Here is a 13,915-nt window from a genome sequence, read left to right as displayed (position 1 = left end):
ATGATGTTGCAAATATGTAGTAAGTAGAAGAAATTAATAATAAGATAAAAAGCAATTAGAGAAGAGGAGGGGCAAAGTGAAAAACAAGTTTTCGATTGGAGAAATGGCCAAACTACATAATACAACAATAAAAACGCTCCACTATTACGACAAGGTGGGTGTATTGAAACCGGATTACGTCGAATCGGAAAGTGGATACAGATATTACACAACCGACCAGTTTGAACAGCTTAACACCATCCAGTATTTAAAAGAGCTCGGCTTTAGCTTGAAGGAGATCAAAAGTCATCAGGATCATCGGGACATTGAAGGCTTTCTGGAACTGCTGGAGAAACAGCAGGAGCTGACAGAGATCAAAATAGAAGAACTGGAACGTGTGAATCTCAGGTTCAAAAATCGGATAGAGGATATCAAATCTGCTCAAAAAATAACAGAGCTCGGCACGCCATTCATCAAAGAGGTGGAAGAGCGAAAAGTTGTCAGATTGATGGAGAAAATCAGTTCAGAGCCAGAGTTGGAAATGTCACTGAGACAGTTGGAGAATCTGGCGAATCGGCACTCCTCAATTTATATTGGTGGTGTAGGACTCACCATAGAGTGTGATAAAGTGAAGCAGCAGAATTTCAACGAGTACAACTCGATTTTCATACTGGTTGAAGAAGAAGATGTTTCAGGTCCACTGGCGACGACTTTACCGGCAGGCAGACATGCATATATATATTTCAGAGGTGATCATACGCACTCTCACTTCTACTACAACATTCTGCTCGACTATATCGATGACAACGGATTCCAGATAACGGGCGATTCCATTGAACGTACCATCATTGACCATTACATCTCCAATTCAAAAGAAAATCATCTTACGGAAATACAAATTCCAATTAAACGTTGACCCTCCTGTTACAGGAGGGTTTATTATTTGATAGTGATTGATTTTAGCTCAATCTTTACTAACTTCCAAAGGAGAAAAAAATGGGAAATTCTAATAATAAAATTTGGTCATGGTCTTTTATCTTTGTCATGGTTTCCAATGCGCTCGTATTCATGATCTTCGAGATGCTTCTGCCGACACTTCCTCTTTTTGTTACAAACATAGGTGGTGGACCAAGCCAAGTCGGTCTGGTGACAGGTATTTTCATGGTTTCGGCAATCCTGATACGTCCATTTGCCGGACTGTTTGCAGCGAAATTTGATAAGAAATTACTGCTCATTTTAGGACTCGCTGTCATCGCTCTATCGACAGGTGCCTACTATCTGGCTCAGAATATGCCCGCATTGCTGGTCATTCGACTGATTCACGGTGCAGGGTTTGGTCTGGTAACCACATATTTTGCCACACTGGCTGCAGAAATCATTCCAAAAGAACGCAGAGGTGAGGGCATCGGATATTTCGGTGTCGGAGAAACAGTGGCGATATCGATCGGACCGATGGTCGGTATCATGACATTGGAACTCTACGATTTCCAGCGCCTGTTCCTGGGTGGTATGGCAATTCTGCTTCTTGCAGTTTTGATGGCATTCTTTATTAGGCGCGCACCTGAAGGAAAAGAAAGAGATCGTCACGCAGAAGTGACATTCAAGCTGGTGGAGAAACGGGTGCTGGTTCCTGCGCTCCTCATCCTTCTTGTCGGTATCGCTGCTGGCGGCATCATGTCGTTCTTTTCTTTGTACGCACTTGAGAGGGAGTTCAATCATGTCGGGTTATTTTTCCTATTGATCGCAGCGGCAAGCTTTATTGTTCGTCTGATATCAGGAAGATTGTTTGATAATTATGGACCAGCTGTCATTCTGATACCTGGTTCCATCCTATCAGCTACTGGAATGTTTCTGCTCTATACCGCTTCCAACGACGTGATGATATTCTCAGCAGCACTCCTGTATGGATTCGGCTTCGGGGCCATTTTCCCGGCCATTCAAACATGGTGCATCAATCTGGTCGGAGAACATGAACACGAAGATGCGATGGCTTCATTCTTCAACTTCTTCGACCTTGGAATCGGTGGCGGATCATTTCTTCTTGGACTGATTGCAGCAGCTGGATCCTACCAGTCCATTTTCATCTTCACTGGACTCATCTACGGCGTATTCCTGGTTGCCTATTGTGGATATATAGTAATGAAAAGAAGACAGCAAATGGTTTCCAATACAACAGGTAAAGGCCTTCATTAGAACCAGCAAATCGTTTTAAAGAGAATCACCCGTGTAATCACACAGATGATTCCACTGCTTTATATAAAATATCTAAGGAGAATTACAATGAACAACAGAACAGAAATCGGCGCACTCATACTGCGCGTTGTAGCAGGACTTATTTTTTTGGCACATGGTATTGAAAAATTTCAGGATGGCATTGCCAATACTGCCGAGTGGTTTGGCAGTATCGGCCTGCCTGGATTTTTAGCATATGGTGCAGGTGGACTTGAAGTGATTGGCGGAATCCTTTTGATTCTGGGACTCGGCGTCCGCATTGTAGGCGCACTATTCGCTTTATTGCTGCTGGGCGCGATCATTACAGTCCAGTTCGCAGCAGGTTTTGTCGGTGGCTACGCCTATGATTTGGCACTATTGGCCATTGCCATCTACTTGGTACTCGGCGGAAGCAGACTATACGCACTGGATCAGGTAATGTTTAGAGCGAAAAATAATGGAACGACCAAATAAAGAAGCGCTATAGGTGAATTGAATGAATATGATTAAAATAGTAATGATTATTGTTCTAGTAGGTCTTGCATTATCCGTCTTTTTCTTTCTTGTAAATACAGGGAGTGGGGAAAACATGAACACGGCTGTCTACACAGAAGATCACGAACCAAGAATCGGTCATGTCGAGCTGCAGGTTTCAGATTTGGATGAGTCTGCCCAGTTCTACGAAGATCTGATTGGTTTCAGTGTTCTTGAGAGAAGCGGCAGCACAGTCGAACTCACTGCTGACGGAACGTCACCGCAACTTATCCTGACGCACAATAATAACTTTGAAGCACGCTCCCCAAGAACCACCGGATTATATCATCTGGCAATTCTAGTGCCGACACGGCAGGATCTCGCTCTGTCCATCCAGCACCTGACGGCATCCGGATATCCATTGCAGGGTGCTGCAGATCATCAATACAGCGAAGCACTCTACTTGGCCGATCCGGATGGCAACGGCATCGAAATCTATACAGATCGAAACCCGAAAGAATGGGTACGTGACGACAACGGAGGATATGTAGGCGCGACAGATCAATTGGATCTGGAAAACCTGTTTGCGGAAGTCGGAGATGCCGAGTGGGATGGATTGGCCGAAGGGACAAGAATCGGTCATATGCATCTTCAGGCATCGGATCTGGAAGCCTCGGAAGCATTTTATGTAGATGCGCTGGGCTTTGATATTGTCGCGCAGGACAGTCATATGCTGTTTGTGTCAAAAGATGCTTATCACCATAACATTGGAATGAACACATGGATGGGGACAGATATACCACAGCCTTCAGAAAATACTCTGGGACTGAAGCGTTTCACCTTCCATTTGACCGAAGACGAGTACCGGGAAGCAAAAGCCGGACTCACCGAAGGAAACTTCCAGTTCGAAGAGGAAAACGAAGCATTGATGGTAGAAGATCCAACCGGAGTTGAACTGAAACTGATTTTGAAAAGTGAATAGATCCAATATGAAAGCGTAGGAACCAGTCAATATGGGTAATTCTAACACTTTCTCAATTCGACATTATTTTTGTCTCATTTATAGATATAAATGGTCCGGTTATTTTCAACCGGACCATTTTTTTTTCAGAATACAGAGAAGAAGACAAAAGCAGGTGACTTGCCTCCACCTTTGTAAGTATTTGGTATGATACAATCAACTTAATAAATGATTCAATATTCAGAAATAAAATAATGGATATTTTAATAGTAATGATAGAGCTTTTGGCAATACAAGCTATTACAGGGGCTGAAGGCTGAATTCATCTGTAGACATGGAGGGATGTAACTGATGCGGAATAGAAGCGCGGTGGTCATAGTCGAGGGTGGGAGCAAGGTTGCACTGATAAAAAGGATTAGAGATGGATCTGTCTATTATGTGTTCCCTGGTGGTGGGATTGAAGGTGGAGAAACACCAGAAGAAGCGGCAAGGAGAGAGGCATTTGAAGAATTGGGCTTAAAAGTAAAAGTCGGAGAATGCATCGCAGAAGTAGACTTTGACGGGACCCATTACTTTTTCTTAGCTAAAACTATCAGTGGTACGTTTGGTTCTGGTCAAGGAGAAGAGTATATAGATTCTGAGAGGGATAGAGGTAAATACATACCGATGTGGGTGGATATGGATAGACTATCATCCATTGATGTCAGACCGAAAGCAGTGGCGGTAAAAGTTCAGGACTTATTCAGCCAAGACATGCAGTTTTGAGCATTATTTAATCCAAAAGAAAAGGAATTGGGACAAAGATTATGCTACATGCTATAGACGTCGCCTATAGAAATTTAGGGATCACGACTTTCCACGCTGAAACACATGAGAATAATAAGAGAGTGAGAAGGATGCTTGAGAAGATTGATTTTAAAGTGATGGACTGGAATAAGACTGAACAACAATTCAGAGCGAGTAATGGAACAATAATGTATAGATTGATGTTAGAGGAGGTATCTGAGTGCCACCCTTTGAATTGAGTTTATTCGATAGAGAAAAAGATTTTGATCCTTTCTACAGTTTTATAATGAGAAATACGGACTATTTTACAGAGTACCTGGAGACGGCGCCGTCCCGTGGAGACGTTGAAGCGGAATTCCTATTGGATGTTCCTCCTGGTGTGGATATTGAAAACAAAGAAGTATATGTGATCTATCAGGAACAGAACATCATCGGGTTCTTGGATATTCTATTCAATTATCCGGATACTTCGGCCTGCATGATCGGCTATTTAGTTATTGATCAGAAGCATAGAAATCAAGGGATTGGACAACAGGTGTACGATCAAGCCATTGCCTATATCAAAGTGAAAGATATACAAAAGGTAAGACTCAGCGTCGTTGAAGAAAATAAGTCAGCGATAAAGATGTGGAATAAACAAGGATTTGAAACAGTGGATGAAGTGACTACAGAGTATGGTGTGCAGCTGATGATGGAGGTTAGGTTGTAAGTACGTCTAGGTAAACAAAAGACTTATATACGCACTGTTTTTTGACAGTAATGATTAGATGAGAGAAGATATATGGAACTTGTTATTATACTGATTGTGATTGGACTCGGATTCTTTGCCTACAGACGGTTGAGAGGTTACAGACAAGGACAGATAATTTTGGAGATGGATGACAGATATAGTGACCAGACCAAATATGTGGAGGCAGTGCAGCGTGAACTCACTAACGAAGGAAGACAAGTCGAATATAAAGGGAAGAACAAATTTCTGATCGATGGACAGATTTATATTTTGATGGAGCATAATGTGTCCATGGGCCCAGGTGTGGTACAAAGAACGATTTTGACACCAGAGAAGTGATACTGTGTAAAGGGATTTGTCACAGTAGCCATGCATAACCGATAAAAAGTAGTTGTAGTTTAGGATATATAAATTGAGAAATAAGGGTGATAGAAATGAAAGCAGTAGTAGTTTGGGGAAACCTAATCGTTTGTGGATGTATTGCTGTCTTTATCTCTTTTTTCTTCGCTGAAGGAACTATTGCTGAAAATTATACGCATGAAAGATTCGTGGCACCAGAATTCTTTTTTATATTACCCGTCTGGACTGTTGGTGCATTATTAGTAGGATGGTACTTCTATAAGAGTAGTTTTATGTATATCTCGTATATAAAAATTATATTGATCAGCCTATTACTTTGGTTAACCATACCTGGAGGGTTATGGTTTTCAAGCTTATTTTCATGAAATTATTGAAATATAAGTCGATTAATAAAATCTATCATTCTATGCAATAGCCCTTGATCATTATCAGAGATAGCGATTAGTGTAGAGCTGTCTACTTACATCCTCTTTTGTTACAAGTCACAGGTTTTGAAGTTGATTCCCAATCCTCAGGATTATCATCAATCCGGGCACCACATGCTGTATAGTTCCCATTTCTAACATGTATTTTCCCATTTTCAGACTTTCGAGTGTCACTACCAATATACTTAATATTCATTTCTGTACATCCCCTTTTTAAATAAGATTTTATAACCAACTTATATATTGTAATTATATAATAATATAATTATTAAACAAGTATTAGAAAAAATATAAATTTAGGATATAAGAAACAATTTATTAATCGCCGATTGTAAAATTAAGCTAGACACATAAAAAGGTCACGCATGATACACTCAAAATGGTTTTCCGATGGAGGGTGATACCATTGTCGGTGTCCGTCACAAGAGTGCTTTCATTACGCTGGTCGAGCGCCTGTCAAAAGTCATCATCACCTTGAAATCCGAAGGCCGGACGGCGCAGACGATTGAGGCTGCCATCAACAGCTGGTGTCATCAGATGACAAGAAATCTATTCAAATCCATCACTTTCGACTGTGGTAAGGAGTTTTCCAACTGGCAATCGATGAGCAACCAGAACGATCTGTCAATCTACTTTGCCGATCCGGGAACACCATCCCTACGGGGATTGAATGAACATTCCAACGGACTACTCAGAAAGGATGGACTGCCTAAAGGCATGGATTTCAACACGGTCGATCAGATATTTGTCTCGTCCGTCGCTGCAAGAAGAAACCACATTCCAAGAAAATCGTTAAACTATCGAACACCATTGGAAGTCTTTTTGAGTTACATGGGTGAGAAAGAACTGTCTAGCTTATTTTGACAAACGAAAATTATAAAGAACATATCTCTATAAAAGTCCCTTCAGAAAATAATCTGAAGGGACTTTTTGGTTATAGTACAGTCAATTTCTATTTTTCTTCGGTCAGTTAGTTGATTATCTCTTCGGTGGAGCAAGAAAACCATATGTTTAGCCGTCTGTATGAACGATCTCATCCTCCAGTGGCAGTTGCCCACCCAATTTTTTCTTTCGAATCATCTCTCATAATAAAGCTTTGTTTAACACTTCATATTATATTTAGTTTTAACTACCCAACTTAGTTTTATCATCTTATCTGAATCAAACCAGAGTAGAGAATTTTATGTTCTAATGATCCCTAGGGGCCATTTCATGCGGCATAACCGAACAATATAGCAAATCTTTCTATGGGAAATTGATTTACTTCATTAAATGTCATTGTTAATAAACGAGTATTTTTTTGCTTAAAAACTACATATTGTTCTATAATGAAAAGTATTGATAAAGTTAGTTAAGTATTTGTAAAAAATCCGAGGCTGTAAGTGAAAAGACTGGAATCATCAATATAGGCTCTGCAAAAGTGATAACACCCCAATGAAGTGGATGAAGTAACTGTCCATATATTGATTTTAAGTTATTGCAACTCTTGATATTAAAGCATTTCAATTTTACTTGTCGCCCGTCACCAAACCCTCCACGCTTGTTTGAGGGTTTTCTTATATTTTACTCTATCTTAATTCACTATGAATGATCCGTATAGAACCTATATGAATCATTGGAGGTTAAGAGACAAGGCAGAGAATAAGGAAGTGAAAATATGTCAAACATGAAAGAATTATTGAATAAACGCTATGGATATTTCATTCTGTTCCTTTTTTTATTCTGGTTGAAAACATACATGGCTTACTGGATTGAATTCAGTTTAGGCGTATCAGGTATATTCGAACACATCATATTGTTCATCAACCCGGTTGCGACCGGCGTCATATTGTTGTCCATCGCGCTATTTTTCATTAGTCCAAGTTTAAGAAAATGGGCAATGTTCATAATGTTAATCTTAATGACTTTATTATTATATGTGAACATACTATATTACAGGGAGTTCGCCGATTTTCTGACGTTTAATATTGTATCGGGTACTAATAATGTGACCACCGCCTTATTTACTTCTACATTTGAAATGATGAGGATTTGGGACTTGTTATACTGGGTCGATATCATGTTGTTTGTCTATTTGTTCTTTTATAAAAAGGAGGCACCGCTCGCTGAAGATAAGAAAGAACATAAGAGGCGTACAAAAGTCTCGGTTACATTAGTGGGTGTCTTACTTTTGGCAGGGAACTTGATATTGGCGGAAATTGACCGTCCAGAATTATTAACGCGCACTTTTGACAGGAATTATATGGTTAAATACTTAGGTTTGAATTTCTTTACCGGTTATGATGTGTTCCAATCATCGCAAAACAGCCAGGTGCGCGTGAGTGCCGACGAGTCAGATTTAGCGAAGGTGTTTAACTTTTCAGCCGAAAACTATGCAGCGCCAAATCCAGAATACTTTGGGGCGGCAGAGGACCGCAACGTTATTGTGATTGGGTTGGAAAGTGTGCAGCAGTTTTTAATTGATTACGAGCTGGAAGATGAATATGGTGAAACTCACGAAGTCATGCCATTTCTTTCAAGTATATATGACAATGAGGACTCATACAGTTTTGAAAACTTTTTCCATCAGACTGGCCAGGGGAAGTCATCAGACGCTGAAGTTTTAGGGGAGTTGTCATTGTACGGCCTCCCTCAAGGCAGTGTTTTTCAATCATTGGGATCCACTAATACATTTCATTCAGCGCCAAATATTCTGGCACAGCATGGGGGCTATACCTCAGCCGCTTTTCACGGGAATGTCGGATCTTTTTGGAACAGGACGGATACTTACCAAAGTTTCGGCTATGACTTCTTCTTTGATGCCGAGTTTTATGATGTTTCCGGGGACAGATCAATGGAATATGGCTTGAAAGATAAATTGTTTTTCCATGATTCGGCAGAGTACCTTGAACAGCTGCCTCAGCCATTCTACTCCAAGTTCCTCACCGTCTCTCATCACTTCCCTTACCCTTTGGATGAGGAAAATGTGGAGTTTCCAGCTGCCCAAACAGAGGATGATACAATTAACAATTATTTCGTTACAGCACATTATGCTGACCAGGCGTTGGAGGAATTTTTCAATTACTTGAAGTCAAGCGGCTTATATGAGGATTCAATCATAGTCATGTATGGTGACCATTATGGTATTTCCGATATGAGAAACCCGGAATTGGCACCTTTAGTGGGTGAAGATCCGGAGGAGTGGAATCAATACCATGACACTCAAATGCAAAGAGTGCCGTTCATCATGCATGTCCCCGGCGTTGAAAATGGTGAAGTGTTTGACACATACAGTGGTCAGGTGGACATGCTTCCAACCTTAATGCATTTACTAGGCATGGAAACAGATGACTATTTATTTATGGGGCAGGATATTTTATCAGAAGAACACGATAATACCGTCCCACTCAGAAATGGACGTGTAGTGACACCGGAATATACTTTCTTTGAACAGGAAATCTACGATACAGAGACAGGGGAGGCACTGCAGGATCAATTTACCGAAAAAGAATTGGAAGAACTTTATCGCTATAGAGACGAAGCGAGGGAAGAATTAAACCATTCCAACGAAATTCTGATGAAAGATTTACTGCGTTTCTATAACCCCGAACCTCTGGATGGATTAAAAGAAATTGATTATTTATATCGTGATCAAATGGATGTCCTTGAAGAGCACCCAGGAAAAGAAACGAGACTGATTGAACAACATGATGGAGAATCGAGCAGAGGTCTATATGAAACAGATGCGCCGGAGCTGGAAGAGTCAGAAAGAGGCGCATCAGATGAAGGTTCCAATCCACCTGGTCGACCGGAATGAATCAGATCAAAACTAAAATAAGAATATTGAAGCTTAAAAGACAATATATTCATCCTTAAAAGGGCCTTCAGAAAAGTATCTGAAGGCCCTTTTTATTACAGTACAGTCAGTATCGATGACTTTCACACAAAATAAGAACCCTAATACTCGGGTCCTTATTTTTATATAGTATCATCATTTCTCAATGCATCTTCACTATAAGCCACGCCACCGTCGCCTTTGTGCAGCCTGTCGAAACCTTCGTTAATCTCTTCAAGCGACAAAGTATCTGACCACAGTGTGTCCACCGGGAGTCTGCCCTGCTTATAAAGCTCGATGAACCTCGGTATATCCCGGGCAGGTACACAGCTGCCGACGTAGGACCCTTTCACCGTCCTTTCTTCCGCCGTCAGGATCACCTGCGGGAAGGAGAAGTTATGCGGTTGTTACCGTCATCCCGCCGCGTCTTGTTGTTTATCTTTTACCTTCCTAACGTAAACATAACCTTATAGGAGAATTGAGATCATTTTATAAAAGTACTTACAAAACAAAAAAGATTACTGATGGGATGAAGAAAATTCGAATAATGGACGTATACGCTTTCTATGTGCTGCTCATTATTCGGATTTATTTTAATCAATCAAATACAATCGTTTTATTGCCATTGTTTACAATGACTTTATGAAGTACATGATACTCAACTGCTTGCGCTAATACTGTTGCTTCCACATGGCGGCCTATTTTCTTCAGGCTCTTTACGTCATACCTGTGATTGACGCGTATGACATTCTGCTCGATAATGGGGCCTTCATCGAGGTCTGCAGTGACGTAGTGGCTCGTTGCACCGACGAACTTGACGCCGCGTTCCCATGCCTGCTTATACGGATTTGCTCCGATGAATGATGGGAGAAATGAGTGATGTATATTAATGATTCTATCTTTGTAGTGATTGACAAAGTCATCGGATAGGATCTGCATGTACTTGGCCAGAACAATCAAGTCCACTTCATGTTCCTCACAGATGGCAATCATTTTCTCTTCGACTTTCTCTTTCGGTTCATTGCTCGGCACGTGATAGAAGGGGATGTCCAGATTCTCTGCGAAATGTCTATTATCCTCATGATTCCCTACAGCACAGACGATTTCTGCTGGAATCTCGCCACGTTCAACTCTCAGCAATATTTCATTAAATGCATGGTCTTCCTTTGAAACGAACAATGCAATCTTTGTATTTACGGCACTATCGAACAGTTCAAAATCGATGTTCTTCTGTTCGAGTTCATTCTCCAGAGCAGCTTTCAGCCCATTCACTTTCTCAAACTCGAACCTCAAATACAATTGACCTTCATCAGAGTTGTCATAATCGTACTCCGTGAAATGATCGAGATGCAGTATATTAGAGTCATATTTTGAGATGATTCCAGTAATCAGGTTGGTGATGCCTACCTGGTCCTTACAGCTTGCCAACAAAATATATTTATCATTCATGTACGTAATCTCCTCGTCTAAGTGTACTTGCTTTATTTAAACCGGTTTAATTTAATTCTTTCAATTCGTATATTGCGGTTGTTTCATCCATTGATATGGTGTGTTCGATGAATGGATATAATGAATAGCATACTAAAAATTCAAATAACTATGCAAGCAAAATGTGAAAGTAGGCATAGGGGAGTTGTTGAGGACGGCATTCGATGGAGTGATAGGATGTTTCGGTATATCATCTTTAATGGATAAAGAAAATAAATCCAGGGAGAATGACGGAATCACTGCATCTCCCTGGGTTTTGATTTTATGGCGTTGATTGCTGGTTTATTTAAAATGGTGAAGCTAACTTTTCCAGTAATCGAATAACGGTCCATCCTGTCCGAATACCGGGTCGTATTCCGGCAACGCGACCTGCTTGATATTGTCCAACTTTTCAGGGCGCTCTTCCGCTTTCCCGTAGCACATGTCAAAGCTGACTCCGCCTGGGTAGGCGCCATAGTTTGCGTAGTCGTCACTGGCTTCTATTTTCTTATGACCATAGCCGGCAGGGAGGATGATGACGTCACCTTTTTCGGCTTCGACCTGATCACCTTGTTCACCACCGAGCTGCAGTTTTGCAGTGCCGGCTTTGACGGCAAGCACTTCATGGGTGTTGCTGTGGTAGTGGTGGAACGGATGGACGGATCCGAGCCACTCTCCGGACCAGTCGTTGGCATTCAGTATCTCCGGAATATCATCGCCATCCTCGAACAAATTCTTATAGACGAGCAGGGGGAAGTCCGGGTGGTTGGGTATGCTGCCATCGTCTTCCGCTTTCAATTGGATGATTTCGATATCTGCAGTAAGCTTCATTTTATCCCTCCATATCGTAGTTATTGAACATTTACCTCTTCAGCCTGGAAGTAATCATCGTGTAGAATAGAAACTGGTCTCACAATGATGCGAGAAAAGGAATGGAGGGTTCACTATCAACATAAGAGTATTAGATACAGACGATGCCAAGCAGTACCTGTTGCTGAGGCTGGAAGGATTGAAAACAGATCCGGCTGCCTTTGGAACGACATACGCCCGGGAAGTGGAACTGTCACTCATGGACTTTGAACGGCGTATTGATGCTTCCGAAACTCAGTTTACTGTAGGTGGCTTTGATGAAGTAGAACTTGTGTGCACTGCTGCTTTCATCCGGTCACAAGGCGCGAAGTCGAAGCATAAGGGAAGTCTGATTGCGATGTACTGTAAAAGTGAGTACAGAGGCACAGGCATCGCCAAAGAGGTGGTGAGCCATCTGATCGATCGGGTGAAAGAAATAGACGGGGTGGAGGTTATCAATCTCTCAGTAGTCACTGAAAACGCCAGAGCTGCTGCATTCTATGAATCATTCGGCTTTGAAGTGTATGGTACAGAACCGAAAGCGATGTCCGATGGTGACAGGTATTACGATGAGCATCTGATGACATTGGATCTGAAGGTTTCTGGTTAACTTATAAGACAAATTTAAAGGCATGCTTCCTATGGAATTATAGGAAGCATGCCTTTTAGAAATCTATCTGATTGGATTGTCCTTTTCGAATTGGCTGCGGACGGATTGGATTTCCTTATGACATTATCCAATGGACATCATGCCTGTTTAGCGCTCAGCACCGTGATGGTCACAAGTATGATTCCCATACCGAGAATCTGAACGAAGCCGAGGCCATCCCCGAGAATAGCCACTCCAAAAAGGGATGCGGTCACAGGCTCCACCATCGCGACCATTGAAGCGGTCGTCGGGCGGGTCCGCCGGACACCGATGACATAGATGATGAATGATACACCGGCACCGACTGCTCCGAGCAGCAGGAACCACCATAAGTCTTCAGATGTCAGCACACTGAATGCTTCATCCATATCGATGAACCATATAAGGGTCAGGCAGAATGCCAGGAAGGCGACAGTCAGTATCGTCTGTGGTCTGCCGATGTCGGAAGCATTCTTGAAGCCGAAAATGAACAGTGCATATGACAGGCCGGCAGCGAGACCTGCTATCACACCGAATATGCCGGTCGATAGGGCTTCCGGGTCATAGGCACCTGTAAGTAGGACGATACCGATGATTACAGAGCATACGCATAACCATTTAAACCATGTTGATTGTTCTATTCTGAATAGAAACGAAACCAGGAGAACGAATATAGGCGCCGTATACATCAAAGTCGCTGCAACAGCAACGCTCGACTCCTGTATGCTCAGGAAATAGAAGGTGAAGTTTCCCGCGACGCCAATGCCGCCAAGCAGCGACCAGAGATAAAAACGTGGCGAAGTACTCCAGTTCTTTTTGAAGTGGATGAAGAACCATGCGAAGAAGAATATGAACCCGACTGCTCCGCGATAGAATGAAATGATGAGCGGATCCCATCCTTTGTTCATCAATATATCTGCAATGCCACCGCTGATCCCCCAGAAAATGGCAGCGAGTATGACAAGCAAGATGCCGGTGTATTTCATGGTTACTTCCTCCTAGATCCAGTATGGGGCAGGGTGGTGGGTGATCTGATCGACAACTTTAGCTTGTCTGGAAATATTCTCTGGTACACCTGCCTCTGATGCTCTCGTTACATTGTTCCCGAGTGGGCGACGTATTACACTCTTCCTGCATATGAAAAGATAGAACCGCCACTTGTGTGACGGTTCTTAAGACTTTGCGTATCTTGGCCCTGATCGCTGTAACAAACTGCAATCGAAGATCTATG

General features: G+C 42.0%; 14 protein-coding genes and 2 pseudogenes. 12 read left to right on the top strand and 4 right to left on the bottom strand.

Translation table 11 applies throughout. The features are described from left to right. Nucleotides 1–76: 76 nt before the first annotated feature. From GQ671_RS12240 to GQ671_RS12190, 11 genes and pseudogenes are all read left to right on the top strand, one after another. The gene (locus GQ671_RS12240; RefSeq protein WP_160657672.1) at nucleotides 77–895 is read left to right on the top strand and encodes a MerR family transcriptional regulator; all 819 of its coding nucleotides are present in this window, start codon (nucleotides 77–79) and stop codon (nucleotides 893–895) included. Between the two features lie 80 nt (nucleotides 896–975). Beyond that, a complete protein-coding gene (locus tag GQ671_RS12235) occupies nucleotides 976–2,172 on the top strand; it encodes an MFS transporter (RefSeq protein WP_160657670.1) in 1,197 nt (398 codons plus the stop codon). An 87-nt stretch (nucleotides 2,173–2,259) separates the two neighbouring features. Continuing rightward, nucleotides 2,260–2,664 (top strand): DoxX family protein, encoded by a 405-nt coding sequence (locus GQ671_RS12230; protein ID WP_160657668.1) that lies wholly within the window; start codon nucleotides 2,260–2,262, stop codon nucleotides 2,662–2,664. A 28-nt stretch (nucleotides 2,665–2,692) separates the two neighbouring features. Continuing rightward, nucleotides 2,693–3,646, top strand: coding sequence for a VOC family protein (locus GQ671_RS12225; protein WP_160657666.1), 954 nt, complete (start codon nucleotides 2,693–2,695; stop codon nucleotides 3,644–3,646). 327 nt (nucleotides 3,647–3,973) lie between these two features. Continuing rightward, nucleotides 3,974–4,390, top strand: a complete 417-nt coding sequence (locus tag GQ671_RS12220) for an NUDIX hydrolase (RefSeq protein WP_160658018.1) — start codon at nucleotides 3,974–3,976, stop codon at nucleotides 4,388–4,390. A gap of 26 nt (nucleotides 4,391–4,416) precedes the next feature. Then, the gene (locus GQ671_RS13145) at nucleotides 4,417–4,650 is read left to right on the top strand and encodes a GNAT family protein (protein ID WP_380645457.1); all 234 of its coding nucleotides are present in this window, start codon (nucleotides 4,417–4,419) and stop codon (nucleotides 4,648–4,650) included. After that, nucleotides 4,632–5,120, top strand: coding sequence for a GNAT family N-acetyltransferase (locus GQ671_RS12210; protein WP_160657662.1), 489 nt, complete (start codon nucleotides 4,632–4,634; stop codon nucleotides 5,118–5,120). Before GQ671_RS13145 ends, GQ671_RS12210 begins: the two co-directional genes overlap by 19 nt. Before the next feature lie 72 nt (nucleotides 5,121–5,192). Then, a complete protein-coding gene (locus tag GQ671_RS12205; protein WP_160657660.1) occupies nucleotides 5,193–5,480 on the top strand; it encodes a hypothetical protein in 288 nt (95 codons plus the stop codon). A gap of 95 nt (nucleotides 5,481–5,575) precedes the next feature. Beyond that, the gene (locus GQ671_RS12200; protein ID WP_160657657.1) at nucleotides 5,576–5,866 is read left to right on the top strand and encodes a hypothetical protein; all 291 of its coding nucleotides are present in this window, start codon (nucleotides 5,576–5,578) and stop codon (nucleotides 5,864–5,866) included. Between the two features lie 450 nt (nucleotides 5,867–6,316). Then, nucleotides 6,317–6,790: pseudogene (locus tag GQ671_RS12195) on the top strand (IS30 family transposase); the annotation flags it as partial. Between the two features lie 793 nt (nucleotides 6,791–7,583). Beyond that, on the top strand, nucleotides 7,584–9,722 hold the full coding sequence (locus GQ671_RS12190) for an LTA synthase family protein (RefSeq protein ID WP_160657654.1): 2,139 nt from the start codon (nucleotides 7,584–7,586) through the stop codon (nucleotides 9,720–9,722). Nucleotides 9,723–9,903: 181 nt separating this feature from the next. On the opposite strand, the pseudogene GQ671_RS12185 reads toward GQ671_RS12190, so the two are convergent. The 3 genes and pseudogenes from GQ671_RS12185 to GQ671_RS12175 all read right to left on the bottom strand — a co-directional run. Beyond that, nucleotides 9,904–10,172, bottom strand: a pseudogene (locus GQ671_RS12185) (alcohol dehydrogenase); the annotation flags it as partial. 165 nt (nucleotides 10,173–10,337) lie between these two features. Then, nucleotides 10,338–11,189 (bottom strand): formyltetrahydrofolate deformylase, encoded by an 852-nt coding sequence (gene purU, locus GQ671_RS12180; RefSeq protein WP_160657652.1) that lies wholly within the window; start codon nucleotides 11,187–11,189, stop codon nucleotides 10,338–10,340. 339 nt (nucleotides 11,190–11,528) lie between these two features. Continuing rightward, nucleotides 11,529–12,038 (bottom strand): cupin domain-containing protein, encoded by a 510-nt coding sequence (locus GQ671_RS12175; RefSeq protein WP_160657649.1) that lies wholly within the window; start codon nucleotides 12,036–12,038, stop codon nucleotides 11,529–11,531. A 115-nt stretch (nucleotides 12,039–12,153) separates the two neighbouring features. Between GQ671_RS12175 and GQ671_RS12170 the strand changes: the two genes are divergently transcribed. After that, the gene (locus tag GQ671_RS12170) at nucleotides 12,154–12,666 is read left to right on the top strand and encodes a GNAT family N-acetyltransferase (protein WP_160658016.1); all 513 of its coding nucleotides are present in this window, start codon (nucleotides 12,154–12,156) and stop codon (nucleotides 12,664–12,666) included. A 137-nt stretch (nucleotides 12,667–12,803) separates the two neighbouring features. On the opposite strand, the gene GQ671_RS12165 is transcribed toward GQ671_RS12170, so the two are convergent. Then, a complete protein-coding gene (locus GQ671_RS12165; protein WP_160657647.1) occupies nucleotides 12,804–13,670 on the bottom strand; it encodes a DMT family transporter in 867 nt (288 codons plus the stop codon). Nucleotides 13,671–13,915: the final 245 nt, after the last annotated feature.

This window comes from Salinicoccus hispanicus (assembly GCF_009831115.1).
In the GTDB taxonomy this organism is placed as follows: Bacteria; Bacillota; Bacilli; order Staphylococcales; family Salinicoccaceae; genus Salinicoccus; species Salinicoccus hispanicus.
This window is presented reverse-complemented; position numbering and strand designations above follow the sequence as displayed.

What these genes read in the sequence shown, in the direction of transcription:
- GQ671_RS12190 (WP_160657654.1), top strand. Translation starts at nt 7,584, where the DNA reads ATGTCAAACATGAAAGAATTATTGAATAAACGCTATGGATATTTCATT.
- GQ671_RS12230 (WP_160657668.1), top strand. Translation starts at nt 2,260, where the DNA reads ATGAACAACAGAACAGAAATCGGCGCACTCATACTGCGCGTTGTAGCA.
- GQ671_RS12225 (WP_160657666.1), top strand. Translation starts at nt 2,693, where the DNA reads ATGATTAAAATAGTAATGATTATTGTTCTAGTAGGTCTTGCATTATCC.
- GQ671_RS12175 (WP_160657649.1), bottom strand. Translation starts at nt 12,038, where the DNA reads ATGAAGCTTACTGCAGATATCGAAATCATCCAATTGAAAGCGGAAGAC.
- GQ671_RS12165 (WP_160657647.1), bottom strand. Translation starts at nt 13,670, where the DNA reads ATGAAATACACCGGCATCTTGCTTGTCATACTCGCTGCCATTTTCTGG.
- GQ671_RS12235 (WP_160657670.1), top strand. Translation starts at nt 976, where the DNA reads ATGGGAAATTCTAATAATAAAATTTGGTCATGGTCTTTTATCTTTGTC.
- GQ671_RS12200 (WP_160657657.1), top strand. Translation starts at nt 5,576, where the DNA reads ATGAAAGCAGTAGTAGTTTGGGGAAACCTAATCGTTTGTGGATGTATT.
- purU (WP_160657652.1), bottom strand. Translation starts at nt 11,189, where the DNA reads ATGAATGATAAATATATTTTGTTGGCAAGCTGTAAGGACCAGGTAGGC.
- GQ671_RS12205 (WP_160657660.1), top strand. Translation starts at nt 5,193, where the DNA reads ATGGAACTTGTTATTATACTGATTGTGATTGGACTCGGATTCTTTGCC.